This window comes from Kordia sp., assembly GCF_965224175.1.
Lineage (GTDB): Bacteria > Bacteroidota > Bacteroidia > Flavobacteriales > Flavobacteriaceae > Kordia.
The window spans coordinates 2,036,706-2,054,244 of the sequence record NZ_OZ245041.1; the positions used below are offsets into that span (position 1 = coordinate 2,036,706).

A 17,539-nucleotide genomic window follows, 5' to 3' on the forward strand; every position below is an offset into this window, starting at 1 on the left:
CTATGTACAACAAACGCAGAAACACCTCGAGGAGAAGTAATTTAAATAATATATAATGCAAAGCCCAACAGAAATTGCTGGGCTTCGTTATTGGTTAAAGTTATTATTTTAAGCTGTGTAAAATAGTTACAACACAGAAGTAGCTAATCTGATTTCGATATCTTCTTGCGTACAGGTTTCTCCTTGATATGGAGAACATTCTTCCTCTTCTTCATCAATAAAATACCTACTACTTCCAGCTATTAAAGTACGATTTCGGTTATAGTAATAACTTCCTGAGGTATGATTATACTCTTGCACATTAAGTCGATAACTTACATTTACATTTCTATTTAATGTTGATGAAGTAGTGTAGCTTCCATCAGTGAAAACATCAACAAATACATTGTCTAACACATAAATTTCGCCACTGTAATCGTAATCATTGATTTCATTTACTACATCCATACGTAAAGCACGTGGAAATAATGCTCTAAAAGCTGTTAAATCTCCATTTGTAAAAGGATTTGCTCTATTTCGTATGATATGCCACATTACAGATTGTGTATCATTTTCAGTTGTTCCCGGAATGTTTACTGCTCCGCCTTCTCCATTGTTTCGCCAATCTGTATGACGCAAACCAACACAATGTCCTAATTCGTGTATGATCGTATTTCTACGAACGCTAAATCCGAAATCTGCTAAACGATCCACATTAAGCGTTACTCTATTAAACACTCTACCATTTGACGGAAAACCTGCTCGTCCTAATACATTTGCTGGCTCGACACCAAAGTCGCTTCGCACTGTAATATTTGCTTGATTAGCATTAAATACGCGCACAAAAAATAATGCACAATTGTTGATTCCGTTTAATTCGTTGATAGCAGCAACTCCATCTGCTTGCAAACCTGCTCCGATTGAATTATCAAAAAACACATTAATACGCATTCTATTTAATGATACTAATCGTCCTGTATTGAAAGCTTGCTTCATAGTAACATCTGTTGTATTAGAAAGATCGTAATCATTAATATCTTTACTATACAATAAATCCGGTGGCGCTAAAAAATGCTCTTCTGTTTCGTAAATACTTCCTTTTTCATAACCTCTTTTGTACAATAATTGTACTACAGGATGATTGTCTGATGCAAGCCATTTTTTATCGATACGCTGCGTAGTTGTTTCTGTTGCTTCATCAAGCAACTCTTCTGGATCATTTTGACAGCTTATTACAAAAAATAAACTCATCAAAAGTACTGGTAATTTGTAGTTTAAAACTTTTTTCATGGTTTGTATAATTTTGGTTTTAAATATGTATGCTATTACATTCAAAATTATAACACATAGAAATCAATACGCTACGGAAATACCATAAACAAGATATTAGAAAGCATTCGTTTTAGCCAGCAAAAATTACGTATAGACCTCTGATTTTGTTAACATTATAATCACTATAAGTTAATAAAGACATCTTATTATTTTATAAGCCACAATGTATTGTAACAGAACTTTTGTGTAATTATTTGTTTTACTTCTTGCGATGAATGATCATATTTTCACTAATACTACTTACGCATTCAATCAATAAATCAAAAGATATTCTGATTTTTTTCGCTCTTTTTTCAAAATATTTTCAGGTCTAGTTCAAATCACCCAAAGATTAATAATCACCTAAAAATTTAAATTCTTACAAAGAAAATCTTAAAAATGCAGTTTATCTTCCTTTCTTTGCAGTTAATCCGAAATAATATTACAATATTTTCAAAAAAAAGTTGTTATTTTGTCAACGCATTATATGAATAGTTAGATTTTTTCAGTCGCTATTTTAATGAAAATTTTGACAATTAGTAAGTATTCTCTTCCCCTTAATCATGTAATACTACAATGTCAGTTTTTCATCAAACAATGTGCACATATTAATAACCAAAAAATTATTATAAAAAATTAAAAAAAGCTACTAATCCGTTGATTTAAAAGGATATTACTGATCTCTTCAAATACAGAACAAGTATATAACCATTGAAGATTGATATTAGCAATAAGAATTTAAAATTCTTCTTTATTTTATCAAAAACTGACGGAAAGTAAACACAAAAAATACTATATCAATAAAATAGTTTCGATTTTTAGATTTCGTAAAATATTAAAAATCAATAGTTAAAATTATTTTTGTGAGTTTTTTTTTATACTTTTAAGCTGTGAAAATACGATTTACCATATTATTAGTTTTCATATTTACCTGCAACCTACTAGCGCATAGTCCTACAGATGCCACTTTAAATTCTAATTCTGTAAGTTCAAATGTCGTTGACCAAAGTTCTGACGCTGGCATGGTAACACCTACAACAATTGCCAGTAGCAATGAAGGTGGCGGAGTAAGTACTGACAAAGGAGAACTCAATTCTATTTTAGGATACTCAATTATTATATTCTTTTCTGTATTAATCATCATCCTAATTGACAATAGAAACCTAGAGAAACGTTATAAAAAACTCGTTACGGACTTTAAAACCAAAGATCCACTGTTGTAACGAAAACACATTTTATAAAAAAAGTCGAATACTAAAATTGTATTCGACTTTTTTTATTTCTAAATATTCTTTTTTATCCAATTCCTTTAATGATGTCATACTTTGTAATAATATGATATTTTTCATTCCCTAAATCTACTAAAACTGCTTGATTATCTTTGGTGATCAATTTTGAGATTTCATCAATAGAAGTATTTGCATGTACTACAGGAAAAGGTTTTTCCATGATATCTGAGATATACGTATCTGCAATATCTTTATTTTCTATATATTTTGAAAACAATGTTGTTTCATCAACAGAACCTACGAAACCTTCTGTATCTACCACAGGAATTTGTGAGATTTTAAATTTACGCATACGCTCAATAGCATGCGATACAAGTTCACCCGTTTTTACAGTAACTAACGGTTTGTCTTGATGATCTTTAATTAAACCTGCTGCTGTAGAAACCTCTTCTTCTAAGAATCCACGTTCACGCATCCAATCATCATTAAACATTTTCCCAACATATCGACTTCCGTGATCATGAAATAATACGACAACAACATCATCTTTGGTAAAATGTTCTTTTAGTTGCAACAAACCTTTTATGGCTGATCCGGCAGAGTTTCCTAAAAACATACCTTCTTCTTTTGCCAAACGTTGCGTATATACAGCAGCGTCTTTATCTGTTACTTTGGTAAATCCGTCAATAATATCAAAATCTACATTTTTAGGTAAAATATCCTCTCCTATTCCTTCAGTGATGTATGAATAAATTTCATTCTCATCAAAAATACCTGTCTCATGATATTTTTTAAATACAGAACCATACGTATCAACTCCCCAAACCTTCACATTCGGGTTTTGTTCTTTTAGGTATTTTCCAACTCCAGAAATAGTTCCTCCAGTTCCTACACCTACAATAAAGTGAGTTACTTTTCCTTCTGTTTGCTCCCAAATTTCAGGTCCAGTACTTTCATAATGTGCTTTTGCGTTACTTGGATTATCGTATTGATTCACATACCAAGCATTTGGGGTTTCTTCTCCTAAACGTTTTGATACTGAATAATACGAACGAGGATCATCTGGCTCAACCGCAGTAGGACATACGACAACTTCTGCTCCAACAGCTCTAAGAATATCTATTTTTTCTTTTGATTGCTTATCTGCCATTACACAAATAAGCTTATATCCTTTTACAATAGCTGCCAAAGCCAATCCCATTCCTGTATTTCCAGAAGTTCCTTCAATGATAGTTCCGCCTGGTTTTAAACGTCCATCTGCTTCTGCATCTTCTATCATCTTTAACGCCATTCTATCTTTTACAGAATTTCCTGGATTGAATGTTTCATATTTTGCGAGTACCAAAGCATCTACGTCTTTTACTAAGGCATTCATTTTGACTAAAGGAGTATTCCCAATAGTTCCTAATATATTTTCTGCGTATTCCATTCTTAAGTTTTCAAGCGACAAAGATACAAAGTCTATATATATTTTACAGTATCAAACTTTAAAAGTCTACTTAATTAATAGGGTTTTAAGGTTTAGTTAACTTTTTGGTATTACAATTTCTAAAAAGTCGCGTTTTATTTCCGTAGTTATTTCATAACTATATAGTATATTGAAACAAAATTACAGCATGGAAAAGAATGAAAAACCTGATTGGAGAGATGTACATAATGAAGCTTGGGAATTAAAAAAAAGAGGAAAGTTTAAAAAGGCAATTGAAACCTATTTTAAAGCTATAGAAATTCATCCAAATCATACATCATATCACAATTTAGGAGAAACGTATGCTGCTATGGGCGATAGAGAAAAAGCCATTTTCTATTTTGATAAATCACTAGAACTTCATCCTGAGTACGCGTTGGCATATAACAACAAAGCATTCTCTTTATATGTATTAAGAAAATATGATTTAGCTTTAGAAAGTATCAACAAAGCACTTCAGTATAAAAAGAAAGATGCTATTATTCATGCTACGAAAGCAGAAATTTTATTCGCGTTAAAAGAAAAAGAAGAGTTCTACAAATCGTTTGAAACTGCCGTTTATTTAGGTGTCGATCCTACTATTTTAGATAGCAACATAAAAAGGAAATACGGAAAAGAAAAACGCTATAAAATTATTGTTGGAGATTTTGAAGAAGTAGAAATCAATTCGCCAATACTAAAAGAAATTTGTAATAAAATAGAAACTTGGGACGCTGTACAAATTAAAGAAGCAATATCACTCCTTAAAACAAATAAAGAGTTCAGTAGAACTATTGAAGATCGCTACGGACAAATTTATAAGAATTTAGGAGGAAAAACACTGAGGTCATTGGCTGATTTCTCAACGAAATGGGAAAAATTAAACAACACCAAAAAGTGTAACATACTTACATATTGGCCAATTTCAACACCATTTCCAACTGCAAACCTAGATTTAAGCGGAGAAAAAAGAGTAGATCGTTGGAGAGATTCACACTACACCAAACAAATAGAGAATTTCCCGCCAAATCTTACTAAAATAAAAGGAATTCGGGAAGTGTATTTAAAACATCAGCAACTCAAGGAAGTTCCCGATTTTGTTTATGAAATGAAAGATTTAGAAGTACTAGATATGCGCGATAATGAATTCCGCGGTGTAGAGTCTAAATTATTAGAACTTAAAAAATTAAAATCTATAAACCTTAATTATAATTATAGTTTAAAACGAATTCCTAACTTGGGAGAACTAAAAAACTTAGAAGAATTATTTCTACAATATACCAAAATTGATTTTTTATTGGATGAGTTCTTCATGTTGAAAAATCTGAAAAAGTTAGATGTTTCCAACAGCACTCTTGACAAGAAGACAGCAATTATTCAACGAATTATCACCAGTTTCCCTGATTTAGAATTAGAATCGCATGCAAAGAAAGCAATCTTAGCAGAAGGATTTACAGATCCTGATAAATATAAAGGACAGGAAAAGATTCGTTATCGTGAATTTTACATCAATTATTTACCTGAAAATTTATTCTTGGCTGATGTTGTAAAAGAACTCGAAATTGATTGCCATCATTTAAAAGAACTTCCAAACACATTTGATAAGTTACCAACATTAGAAATTTTAAAAATTAATATTGGAAGCGACATTTCAAGTCTTCCAAGTTCTATTACGGAACTTAAAAGTCTAAAAGAATTACATATTGAAGGTTGGAAAATAACAACACTTCCTGAAAATTTAGGCAGTTTGATCAAATTGGAAAAGCTACACTTAAAATGTAATAACTTAGAACATATACCGAACGCTGTGTATAACATGCAAAGTTTGACTGAACTTGAAATTAATGGTTCAAGAACAGTACATATTCTGTCTGCGATTACAGGATTGCAAAACTTAAAAACTCTCAAACTAAAAGATATTTTTGAGTTATCAATTGATCCAGCTATCAAAGAACTTTCAAACTTAGAAAAAGTGAATATCAACATTCGAAATATTGAACACTTCAAAGGTTTTTATAGCTTTCCAAATACACTGAAAGAATTTACATTTAGATACATTAAAAGACGTACTGCCGAACCGAGTTTCGAAGTTTCTTTCGGTAAATTTTTAAATCAGTTGCCCAACATAGAAAAACTAGAACTACGAGGAGTTTCTATTCATGCGGACGCACATGATATTATTGAAAATAAAACACTCAGAGAATTATTTATTGATGGAGGCATCAAAATACTTCCAAAAGGTTTTGGCAATTTAAAAATGCTTAGAAATATAACTATTTTCAACAGTAAAATGGAAACCTTAGCACCTTCATTTTATGAATGTTCTAACTTACAATACAGCCGAATTAATGACGCACTTTTTACCAGCATTCCTGAAGGAATCTCGAAATTACAAAAGCTCGTTAGCTTCGGATTTGAAACATCACCTATAACATCACTTCCAGAAGATATATACGAATTACAACAGCTAGAACGATTAGTTTTAGGGGAAAGTCCTCTTTTTAAAGACAAATCTTTTAAAGCAAAAATAAAACGTAAAATCAAAGGATTAAAAGTAGATAAATCGTGGTATTAATAACTACTGAAACTTAATCGCTTTTACTGGTGATATTTTTGTAATGATATACGAAGGTATCAATAGCATAAGTACACATAAAACCAATGTACCAACATTGAGTGCTACTACATGCCAAACTTCTATGTGCGTAGGAATTATTGTGGTATGGTAATCTTTAGGATTGGGGAACTTCAAGACTTCAAAAGTTCGCTGAATCCATATAAAGGCAAAACTCAACGCATTTCCCCAAAGCAGACCAATACCAATTAAATACGCAGCATTGTACAGAAATATTTTTCGAATACTCCAATCACTACTTCCTAAAGATTTTAAAACTCCTATCATAGGCGTTCTATCTAAAATAAGTACCAATAATGCCGTAATCATATTAATTCCTCCAACAATGATAATAATTCCAATAATCAAAAAGATATTGACATCAAATAAAGAAATCCATTCAAAGATAAACGGATATTTATCAAGAACACTTTGCGTGTCTAAATTGGGTGGAATAGCATTATAAACTTCTTCTGTTTTTTCTTCAACAAGATCAAAATCATCCACAAAGACCTCAAAATTACCAACTTCACCATTCTTCCATTTATTCATTCGCTGAATATGACGAATATCAATCAGCATCACATTGGCATCAAATTTCTGAAAGCCTGAATCAAAAATCCCTACAATCTCAAAAGTTCGTTCGTTTGGAATTTCGTTGGTATTTTCTTTGAGAAATAACGTTTTAAAAGTATCTCCTAATTTAAAATCTAAACGTCTTGCCATGTATGCAGACATCAATACTTCTCTATTCTCGCGTTTTTCTGAAACATTAGGAAAACGACCTTCTTCTAAGAAATCATTAAAAGCAGTCCAATTATAATCTGTACCAACACCTTTCACCAAAACACCTTCAAAGGTTTTCTCCGTTCTTATAATTCCTGCTTTTGTGGCAACAGCTTGTATATGTGTTATTCCTGGAACTTGTGTGAAGTTTGGATAAAAATCTTGATCTGACGCTAATGGCATTAAGGAAACTTCCGAATCATTATTATCAAAATTTGTAATTTGTATATGTCCGTTAAAGGTAGCAACCTTTTCTTGAATCGTTTTTTGTAATCCCATTCCTGTAGCAATCGCAATCATCATCATTACAATACCAATGGCAATGGCTGCAATTGCAATTTTTATGATCGTTGCCGATACACTACTTTTATATTGTTTTGCCCTTATAATTCGTTTGGCAATAAAAAACTCGTAATTCAAATTCAAGAATAGTTTATAGATTTTTCAAAAATACATTTTTATTGTTGTTATCAATTGGATTTTCACAAGATATGCTGCTAAAGAACAATAAAACACTCAAAATATTGCAAGCGTTATCATTTTAATTCTTATTCTTTTCTTCTATCCAAAGTGACATATATTTGGTACTTCTTGCGGTATGTAATTGTAGCATGCTCCCAAAAAAGTTATTCACTCTATGTGTTTCAAGATTGTTTTTAGTAGTTTCCATTTTTTCTAAAAGCTGCTGCTGAAAGTTTACTGCTTCATAACGGTTTTCGAGAATTTCAAAACCATTTTTTTGCGCTAACAACCATTGCTTTTTGTTTGTGTACAATTCGACAGTTTCGTTTATCAAGGTTTCTATATCATCTGAAACTACACCATTCCACGACAACTCACCATGCATGCCTTCTGCGCCAATAGTAGTCGTTACACAAGGCGTTCCATTTTGCATTCCGTCAATAAATTTTCCTTTGAGTCCTGCACCAAAACGCAATGGCGCTAATAAAATCCTAGCTTTTAAAATTACCTCGGCGGCACTTTCTGCACGACCGTGTACAAAGAACTTTTCTTTAGGTTGATTGAGTTGTAAATTATGCTCTTTTGCATACGAACCATACACATGCATTTCTGCTTTGGGAAGTTTTTTTCGTAATAACGGCCAAATTTCTTTTTTAAGATACAATACCATATCACGATTTGGTGCATGTAAAAAATTTCCAATCGTGACAAAATGTTGTCTTTCTTCAAAAGCTGGTAAAGCTGCAATTTTTTCTTGCGATAGTGCATCTACCATAAACGGAATGTACATTAATAAAGAAGCATCAATTTTAAAATGATTCACTAAAATATCATGTTCTACTGGAGAAATAAGTAAAGAAATATCACAACGTAAAATACTCGCAATTTCTCGCTGTGCCAATTGATAAGCTTTCAATTGATTTATGTAAAAATCTTTTCCATCTTTTAAAGCTTGATGTCGCGCTTTTCGCAAACTATGTAAATCTTCAGTATCTAGAATTCGCAATGCATTTGGACACGATTCTGCAACACGCCATCCAAATTGCTCTTCCATCATGAACCGATCAAACAATACAATAGACGGATTTAATTTTTGTATGTATTCGTCAAAACTCGCATTATTAATCTGAATGATTTTTGTAGCAATTCCCATCTGACGTAAGTCTAAAGCAAATTCACTTTTAGCAGCAGGAGAAGCAAAAGTTACTTCCCAATTTTGTGATCGAAATAACTGTAATAATTGCAGCATACGCGTTCCTGCAGCAGAAGAGTTTGGCTCTGGCCACACATAACCAATAACTAAAACGTGTTGTTTCATTTAGTGAGATTGTTCATCCGAATTTAAAGTTGTTGGCGGACGATATTTGTTGAACGGAATTTTGAGTAAACTTTTTAAATCAGCATTTTCAGAAGCATCTGGATACGTATCAACTCCATACACTAAAGTATCTGGATCTTTTACGGCAAATGTTTGAAAAATTCGATCCCAAATAGAAAAGATATTTCCGTAATTCGTGTCTGTATACGGCAATACATGATGATGATGTACTTTGTGCATATTTGGTGAAACAATGATGTAACTAATTATAGTATCTAATTTTTTAGGAATGCTAATATTTGCATGGTTAAATTGTGATAAAACAACCGACATTGATTGATACAACATAATTATAGCAACTGGTGCGCCTACAATAAAAACACCTAATAAGGTAAAGATAAAACGAATAACGCTTTCTCCAGGATGATGTCTATTTGCAGTTGTAGTATCTACATACGTATCAGTATGATGTACTAAGTGAAAACGCCACAACACAGGAATTCTGTGTTCTACATAATGCGCCAACCAAGCTCCAAAGAAATCTAATAAAGCTACTCCAATTAATACATACCACCAAGCTGATAATTCTGGAAATTGTAATTTAATCCATTCTAAAATTCCAAAATTATTGGCAATTGTCCAATCGGAAGTTTTTAACAATAAAAACGCCAATACAAAGTTGACAACAATAGTTGTGAGTGTAAAAAAGATGTTGATTCCTGCGTGATTTACTTTTTTATAGTTGAATCGAATGAGCGGAATGATATACTCAATCAACCAAAAAAAAGCAATTCCTCCAACCAAGATTGCGCTTCGATGCGAAGAAGGAATCGATTCAAAATATGATAAAATACTGTCCAAAGTGGTTAAGATTTCGTGGGTTACTTAGTTTGCTTATAAAGATACGTTTTTCTTAAAATTAGTACAAACTATCGTTTTCCTTTGGTTTCTACTACTGTTTTTAGTTTTTCTACAATATTATAGGTAGCCGGACAAATGGAAATATTGTTCATCGTAATTTCAGAAATCTTATGGAATTTTTTACGATTGGTATGCGGATATTCTCTGCATGCTTTTGGACGTACATCATAAATCATACATTCATTGTCTGCTCCTAAGAAATGACATGGCGCACTTTGCAGTACATAATGATTATCTTCATCAAAGAATAAAAATTGACTGATAAATTGATGCTCTTTCATTCTAAAATGTTTAGAAATACGAGCAATATCTGCATTTGTAAAAATAGGACTTGTCGTTTTACAACAATTAGCACATTCTAGACAATCAGTCTTCTCAAACTCTTCTTCATGCAATTCTTGCATGATATAATCTAAATTTTTAGGCGTTCTTTTTTTTAATTTATTGAAGAATTTTTGGTTCTCTTTTTCTACTTCTTTCGCCAGTTTAGGCAGTTCATTGATAAATTCTTCCATCTGTAGTTTTCTTAAAAAAACAAAAGTACATGATATTTTTTTGATTTATCGGGTAACAAAATATTTAAAGCAACACTTGTGTATAGAACATTAAAAATGATTAAGATTTTTTTTAGGTTAAAAATGAACAATAGCGTCATAAAATTGGGGGATTTTATGAGTCTAGGTTAATTATTTAGGTTATAATTAACAATTGAGAGCAACGATGAATACTTGTAAGTACGATTCGTTGCTTTTTTCATTTGATTTCATAAAAGTTCAATTACTTGATGTACTTTTGCGCTCTAGTTACGATACAGATGAAAGATTTATTTGGGAAAGCAATTTTAGATTATCAACAAGGCAATTATACCGAAGATATTACAACCGCAACTTCTATCTCAGAAGAAGACTCGCTGCCACTTCCCTATTTATTTAGATCTTATAAAGAAATGCCTGCATTAGAACAAACAGCTTTGCAATTAGCAAAAGGAAAAGTTTTAGATGTTGGTTGCGGCGCAGGAAGTCATAGTTTGTATTTACAGAACGATCGTAAATTAAACGTTACTGCTATTGACATATCTGAAGCTGCTATTCAAGCCTGTAAACTTAGAGGCATACAACATGCTAAAACAGCAGATATCATGGAGTTTTCTGGACATTTTGATACTATTTTACTGCTGATGAATGGCGCAGGCATGTGTGGGAAATTAAAAAATATCGCTGCCTTTTTCAATCATTTAAAAACATTATTAAATGATGGCGGGCAAATTTTAGTAGATTCATCAGACATTATATATATGTTTGATGAAGATGAAGATGGTGGAAAATGGATTCCTTCAGATACAGATTATTATGGAGAAGTACTATATCATGTGAGCTATAAAGGTGAACACGAAGCACCTTTTAATTGGCTGTATATTGATTACAACACATTACAAAATGCAGCTCACGCTTGCGGATTACAATGTGAGCTCATCTTAGAAGGAGAACATTACGATTATTTAGCAAAGCTGACGAAGTAACCTACTTATTGTATTACGTTAGTATTCTCAGGAGAAACAGATTTTCACGTCATGTTTCCTTGCAAAGACATTCCTAACATATCTATCATCTAGCAGCGAAGCGATCTATTATCTAACAGCGGAAGCAGTCTAAAAAATCAATTCAAACTATATCCTTTTTCTGCTAATTTATTGATAATGCTTTTGTAAAGATCTCCGCTCCATTGCATAGAAATTTCACCTTCTATCTTTGCCAAACCATCTTTACTAGCAATCATTTTTTGTCCTGTTTCAGAATCATAAAAATTGCCTATTTGTTGTCGCTGTGTCGTTGTTAACTTTGAAGCATCTGCTAACATTTGCTTAGCTGCAGCAGATTCATAGAAAACAGTCATTTTCTTAATATCATTTAATGTGAAATATGCTTTATAAGCAGAAACTAAAATTGCCTTTACACTTTCTACTTGCTCTTTCTTCGTGTTTTCTAATTCCTTCCATACATTTTCGGAAATCTTGTAATCTTTAAACTGTTTTTTCAACATCACAAACATAGCATCAATAGCGTCTTCGTATTGTTGCTGAGTTCCATTAATTGATAAATAATGCTTTACATTTTCTATGTACGGGTCAGTTTGCGAAAATGTAGTCTGTGCACTAAAGAATAAAAGTGCGGCAATCAGTATTTTTTTCATATCTATAAAATAAAACAGGTAGGTTTTACAAGAATATTGCTTTTCAAATAGTATTCCAAAAAAGAAAGATAAAATATTTTTTTATACTAAATTTGTTAAAGTATTGGAAATTAACAAGAAAAAGTTGTGATATTTTTAAAAAATACACCGATAAATGTTATTTTTTTGTTAATTTCCCGTCAAAAATTTTTGTATACTAATCAACACTATCTATTTACTATGAAAAAAATTACCTTTTTTCTGTTGCTAACCTTTATTTTACAAGTAACGGCGCAGAATTCCCAAAGACCTCAACCCAAAAGTTGGAATCTTTCCAACCTAGAAAAGGTAGCTCCTATTGAACTTGCAAAACCCGATTTGAAATCTTTACGAGCTGAAGATGAAATTAATGACTTAGACAAATCTATTCCATGGCGATTTGGTGCTGACCATTTTGTAGATTATGGTATAACAAATGCTGGAAAATGGAGTACATTACCAAACGGTGACCGTATTTGGAGAATTAACTTTGTTTCTCCTGGTGCATTAACGATGAACTTAATCTTTGACACATACAATATTCCTGTAGGAGGAAAAGTATATGTATATAATGGTGATCGTTCTCAAATTTTAAATGAATTTACACACTTACACAACAGTCCTGAAGAAATTTTAGGAACTTGGATGGTAGACGGTGAAAGCTTATGGATAGAATATTTTGAGCCTAAAAATGTAAGCGGACAAGGACGTTTAAATATTGGAAATGTTGTTCATGGATATAGATCTTTAAAATATCCTGATGGACTTGACGATAATGCAAAAGCACTAAATGACTCTGGAGCTTGTAATGTAGATGTAAACTGTGATATTTCAGCATTTAACAGTGCAGCGCACAACATTAAAGAAAACACAAAAAGATCTGTTGGAATGATCGTTGTTGGCGGAAGCGGTAACTGTACTGGAGCTTTAGTAAACAATACAAACAATGATGAAACACCATATTTCTTAACAGCAAATCACTGTTTAGGTGGTTCTGTAGCTGGTTGGGCTTTCCGTTTTAACTGGGCAAGTGATGCTTCTGTTGCTGATTGTGCTACAGCTGCACCAAGTCAAGACAATACATTTATTCAAACTGCTAGTGGTGGTATTTTAAGAGCTGCAAATTCAGAATCTGATATGGCTTTAATAGAAATCACAGATCAAGCGTTTTTCACAAACAATAGAACTGATTTATTGTGGGCTGGATGGAATCGTTCTAAGACAGCTACTCCAACTTTAAATGTAGGTGTACATCACCCAAGCGGAGATATTCAAAAAGTATGTGTTGATATTCAAGGTGCTACACGTTTTACAACAAACTTTAACGGAAATCCTACAACAGAAGTTTGGCGAATTGCTGACTGGGATTTAGGTGTTACGGAACCAGGTTCTTCAGGTTCTCCTTTATTTGATCAAGATGGATTAATCATCGGAAAATTATCAGGAGGTTCTGCGGCATGTACAGGAACTGTTGATAATGGTGGTTTTGATATTTATGGACGTTTTGGAGTTTCTTGGGACTTTAGTGCAGATCCTTCTCAACAAGTACAATTCTGGTTAGATCCTGTAGGATCAAATCCAATTACTTTAGATCCACTTGCTCCAGAAGTACTAACTGTAGATGCTGCTGTTAGTGTAGAAAGTATTCCTACTGACTTATGTGATGAAGTTACACCAACAGTACGTATTACAAATTACGGAACTGCTCCATTGACAAGTACTACTATTAGTTACCAATTAGACGGAGGCGCTGTAACAAATATGAACTGGACAGGAAATTTAGCGACTGGAGCATCTGATGATGTTGTTTTATCTCCTATTCCTGTTTCTGGAGGTGGAGCGCACTCTTTTACTGCTTCTGCTTTAAATCCTAATGGAACTACTGACGGAGAACCTGCAAACAACACAAATGTTCAGAACTTCTTTGCTGCTGATAACTTTGAAATAACAACAGTTAGAGTAATTATTACTCCAGATCGTTACGGAGCTGAGACAACTTGGACTTTAGAAGACTCTAATGGTACTGTTGTAGGAAGTGGAGGACCATATACTACAGTTGGAACTAATGGAACACAACCTGACGAAGTTCAAGATGTAACTATTACTTCATTTGACGAATGTTATACATTTACATTAAATGATTCATATGGTGACGGAATTTGCTGTCAATATGGAGCTGGAACTTACCGTTTAGAAGATGGTGATGGAAATGTATTAATTAATGGAAGTGGTGAATTTGCATCTAGTACTTCTAACTTATTTAAAATTATAGAACCATTAAGCGTTGGTGAAAATGTTTTAGAAAATAGCTTACGCATTTACCCTAACCCATCTGCAAGCGACTTTACAGTTTCTGTAAGTAGGTTTACAAATGTAGCTTATGAAATTACGAGTGTAACTGGACAAAACATCCAGTCAGGAACATTCAACCAAGGAATAAACACACTTTCTATGCAAAGTGAAGCTTCTGGTATCTATTTCGTTAGAATGACTGATACTGAATCAAACACAAGTATTACTAAAAAGATTGTAAAATACTAGAAATAGAAATTTTACTTCACAAAATAAACATCCGTTTTTCGTAAGAAAAGCGGATGTTCTTTTTTATCATAACTTTTCGTGAATAACTTTCATGGAAATCTGAATGCATTTTTTTTAGACTTCGTTAAAATCGCTTACTTTTAACCAAATTTTTGGAACACATGAGCAGTAAGGATAATTTTAGAGAACATATTGACAAAGGATATGTTACCAAAGGCGATTATATTACGATGGGTGCTGCAATGCACGAAGGTGAAACTGTTACAGATGCCTATGTAAAAATTCCTTTAAAAACATTAAATAGACATGGTTTAATAGCTGGCGCCACGGGAACTGGAAAAACCAAAACACTACAAGTACTTGCCGAAAACCTCTCTGACAAAGGAATTCCTGTACTACTAATGGATTTAAAAGGAGATTTAAGTGGAATTGCACAACCAAGTCCTGGACATCCAAAAATTGATGAACGCCATGAAAAAATTGGATTTCCTTTTGAAGCAAAAAACTTTCCAATAGAAATTTTATCCTTATCAGATCAAGATGGTGTGCGTTTGCGCGCTACTGTTTCTGAGTTCGGGCCAGTATTACTTTCTCGAATCTTAGATTTAACTGAAACGCAATCAGGAATTGTTGCTGTAGTATTTAAATACTGTGACGATAATAAAATGCCTTTACTTGATTTAAAGGACTTTAAAAAAGTGTTACAATATGCTACGGGCGAAGGAAAAGAAGAATTCAAAGAAATGTACGGGCGAATTTCTTCCGCTTCTACAGGAGCCATTTTACGCAAAATTGTAGAATTAGAACAACAAGGTGCAGATATTTTCTTCGGAGAAACCTCTTTTGACGTAGAAGATTTAACTCGTATCGATAAAGATGGACGTGGTTATATTAACATCATTCGTTTGACAGATATTCAAGATAAACCAAAATTATTCTCAACGTTTATGTTGAGTTTACTTGCTGAAATTTATGAAACATTTCCTGAACAAGGAGACAGCGGGAGACCTGAGTTAGTATTATTTATTGATGAAGCACATCTGATATTTAAAGAAGCTTCCAAAGCATTATTAAATCAAATAGAAAGCATTGTAAAACTAATCCGTTCTAAAGGAATTGGTTTATATTTTGTAACACAGAATCCAACCGATGTTCCAGAAGCTGTTTTAGGTCAGTTAGGACTAAAAATACAACATGCGCTACGTGCATTTACAGCAAAAGATCGTAAAGCCATCAAGCTTACCGCAGAAAACTATCCTGATTCTGATTATTACGATACTGCAGAAGTATTAACATCGTTAGGTATTGGAGAAGCCTTAGTATCTGCGTTAGATGAAAAAGGACGACCAACACCTTTGGCAGCAACTATGTTACGCGCTCCTATGAGTCGTATGGATGTATTAACTTCTTCTGAATTAAAAGAAGTCATTGACAATTCAAAATTGATTCCAAAATACAATGAAGAAGTTGATCGTGAGAGTGCTTACGAAATGCTGAACGAGAAAATTAAAAAATCAGAAGCGCTATCTAAAAAAGAGAAAGAAGCCAAAGAAAAAGCAAAATCATCTAGAAGTTCTAGTCGAAAAAGCACTCGTCAAAATCCTATTATCAAAGCATTAACAAGTCCAACAGTGATTAGAAGTGTTTTAGGTATTCTAAAAAAATTCATCTAATTAAAATTATATAAATCAAAGAACACGTGAAAAAATCCTTATTCCTCGTACTCATTATAGCTTGCTTAGTAAGTTGTGCAAAAAAAGAAGATCCGTTTTTAATTCAAAAAGATCAAATTGGAAAACTCCATAAAGATATTATTGTAAAGCAATTAGATTCTGTTTTTGCTAATGATTCTATCATAAAACGTATTGGTGAAGGCGATTATGTACAAGCTGGCAAAGACAAGTATTTAATTTATGAAAAAGGTGGAAAAAAACTATTTACACTCACACCAAGACAGCAGCATGATGAAAATGAAAAGATTAAAACGATTCAAATTCATGATCCTAGATTTAAAACTGCAAATGGAATTTCATTACAGAGTACTTTTAAAGACATTCGCGACAATTATAAAATAAAATACATTCATAATACACTTAAAAACCTTGTCATTACAACGACTGGAGACGAGTATTTTATGATTGATAAAAAAGAGCTATCTGAAAACTTGCGTTACGACATGAGTCTTTCTATCGAAGCAATTCAGATTCCTGACGCTGCCAAAATCAAACAATTCATGATCAACTGGCAACATGAAGAAGCTCCAAAAACCGAAGAAAAAGATGAGCAATAAAAAATACCACGTTCAAAAGAATCCTTTTGTTGTTCCTACAACAGACGGAAAATTGATTGAAGAACATTTTGGAAATGCTACTGATGGAAATTCTGATGTAAGCATCGCACATATGATTGCGCCGCCAAAATGGAGCGAACCATTTCAAACGCCTGAATTTGATGAATTCACATACATCATCAAAGGAAAAAAACAATTTATCATAGAAGGTGAAACTATTGTTTTGGAAGCAGGACAATCTATCAAAATAGAAAAAAATACACGCGTGCAATATTCCAATCCATTTGACCAAGATTGTGAATATTTAGCCATTTGTTTACCTGCATTTTCAATGGATCTGGTAAACAGAGAAGAAAAGTAATAGAAAAAGGTTATTTAGAAAAACATGTCAAGCTGAACTGAATTCAGTTTCACATAATTATTGACGAAGCAA

At 32.7% G+C, this 17,539-nt stretch carries 14 protein-coding genes; 7 read left to right on the top strand and 7 right to left on the bottom strand.

What is annotated here, in order from left to right; all coding sequences use genetic code 11:
• Positions 1-126: 126 nt before the first annotated feature.
• Positions 127-1,269 (bottom strand): M57 family metalloprotease, encoded by a 1,143-nt coding sequence (locus ACOQOS_RS08860; protein WP_420574613.1) that lies wholly within the window; start codon positions 1,267-1,269, stop codon positions 127-129.
• Positions 1,270-2,180: 911 nt separating this feature from the next.
• On the opposite strand from ACOQOS_RS08860, the gene ACOQOS_RS08865 reads away from it, so the two are divergent.
• Positions 2,181-2,513 carry a hypothetical protein gene (locus ACOQOS_RS08865; RefSeq protein ID WP_420574614.1) on the top strand — a complete coding sequence of 111 codons (333 nt, stop codon included), beginning with the start codon at positions 2,181-2,183 and terminating at the stop codon, positions 2,511-2,513.
• A gap of 73 nt (positions 2,514-2,586) precedes the next feature.
• Here the strand turns inward: ACOQOS_RS08865 and ACOQOS_RS08870 are convergent, their stop codons facing one another.
• The gene (locus ACOQOS_RS08870; protein ID WP_420574615.1) at positions 2,587-3,948 is read right to left on the bottom strand and encodes a pyridoxal-phosphate dependent enzyme; all 1,362 of its coding nucleotides are present in this window, start codon (positions 3,946-3,948) and stop codon (positions 2,587-2,589) included.
• Positions 3,949-4,135: 187 nt separating this feature from the next.
• Here ACOQOS_RS08870 and ACOQOS_RS08875 point away from each other — a divergent pair, with 187 nt between their 5' ends.
• On the top strand, positions 4,136-6,541 hold the full coding sequence (locus ACOQOS_RS08875; RefSeq protein ID WP_420574616.1) for a leucine-rich repeat domain-containing protein: 2,406 nt from the start codon (positions 4,136-4,138) through the stop codon (positions 6,539-6,541).
• 3 nt (positions 6,542-6,544) lie between these two features.
• Here the strand turns inward: ACOQOS_RS08875 and ACOQOS_RS08880 are convergent, their stop codons facing one another.
• From ACOQOS_RS08880 to ACOQOS_RS08895, 4 genes are all read right to left on the bottom strand, one after another.
• Complete coding sequence (locus tag ACOQOS_RS08880) at positions 6,545-7,786, bottom strand: ABC transporter permease (RefSeq protein WP_420574617.1); 1,242 nt, start codon at positions 7,784-7,786, stop codon at positions 6,545-6,547.
• A gap of 121 nt (positions 7,787-7,907) precedes the next feature.
• A complete protein-coding gene (locus ACOQOS_RS08885) occupies positions 7,908-9,146 on the bottom strand; it encodes a glycosyltransferase family 4 protein (protein ID WP_420574618.1) in 1,239 nt (412 codons plus the stop codon).
• Positions 9,147-10,007, bottom strand: coding sequence for a sterol desaturase family protein (locus ACOQOS_RS08890; protein WP_420574619.1), 861 nt, complete (start codon positions 10,005-10,007; stop codon positions 9,147-9,149).
• 68 nt (positions 10,008-10,075) lie between these two features.
• Complete coding sequence (locus ACOQOS_RS08895; RefSeq protein WP_420574620.1) at positions 10,076-10,582, bottom strand: YkgJ family cysteine cluster protein; 507 nt, start codon at positions 10,580-10,582, stop codon at positions 10,076-10,078.
• Positions 10,583-10,881: 299 nt separating this feature from the next.
• Between ACOQOS_RS08895 and ACOQOS_RS08900 the strand changes: the two genes are divergently transcribed.
• Positions 10,882-11,586, top strand: a complete 705-nt coding sequence (locus tag ACOQOS_RS08900; RefSeq protein WP_420574621.1) for a class I SAM-dependent methyltransferase — start codon at positions 10,882-10,884, stop codon at positions 11,584-11,586.
• Between the two features lie 137 nt (positions 11,587-11,723).
• Here ACOQOS_RS08900 and ACOQOS_RS08905 read toward each other — a convergent pair whose 3' ends face one another.
• Positions 11,724-12,257, bottom strand: a complete 534-nt coding sequence (locus ACOQOS_RS08905) for a DUF2059 domain-containing protein (RefSeq protein ID WP_420574622.1) — start codon at positions 12,255-12,257, stop codon at positions 11,724-11,726.
• A 219-nt stretch (positions 12,258-12,476) separates the two neighbouring features.
• Here ACOQOS_RS08905 and ACOQOS_RS08910 point away from each other — a divergent pair, with 219 nt between their 5' ends.
• The 4 genes from ACOQOS_RS08910 (at position 12,477) to ACOQOS_RS08925 (ending at position 17,467) form a co-directional block, all read left to right on the top strand.
• A complete protein-coding gene (locus ACOQOS_RS08910; RefSeq protein WP_420574623.1) occupies positions 12,477-14,816 on the top strand; it encodes a T9SS type A sorting domain-containing protein in 2,340 nt (779 codons plus the stop codon).
• A 161-nt stretch (positions 14,817-14,977) separates the two neighbouring features.
• Positions 14,978-16,489: a helicase HerA-like domain-containing protein gene (locus ACOQOS_RS08915; protein ID WP_420574624.1), complete on the top strand. Its 1,512-nt coding sequence runs from the start codon at positions 14,978-14,980 to the stop codon at positions 16,487-16,489.
• A 26-nt stretch (positions 16,490-16,515) separates the two neighbouring features.
• Positions 16,516-17,106, top strand: a complete 591-nt coding sequence (locus tag ACOQOS_RS08920; RefSeq protein WP_420574625.1) for a hypothetical protein — start codon at positions 16,516-16,518, stop codon at positions 17,104-17,106.
• Entirely contained in the window at positions 17,096-17,467 is a 372-nt protein-coding gene (locus ACOQOS_RS08925; RefSeq protein WP_420574626.1) for a cupin domain-containing protein, read from the top strand. Before ACOQOS_RS08920 ends, ACOQOS_RS08925 begins: the two co-directional genes overlap by 11 nt.
• Positions 17,468-17,539 lie beyond the last annotated feature (72 nt).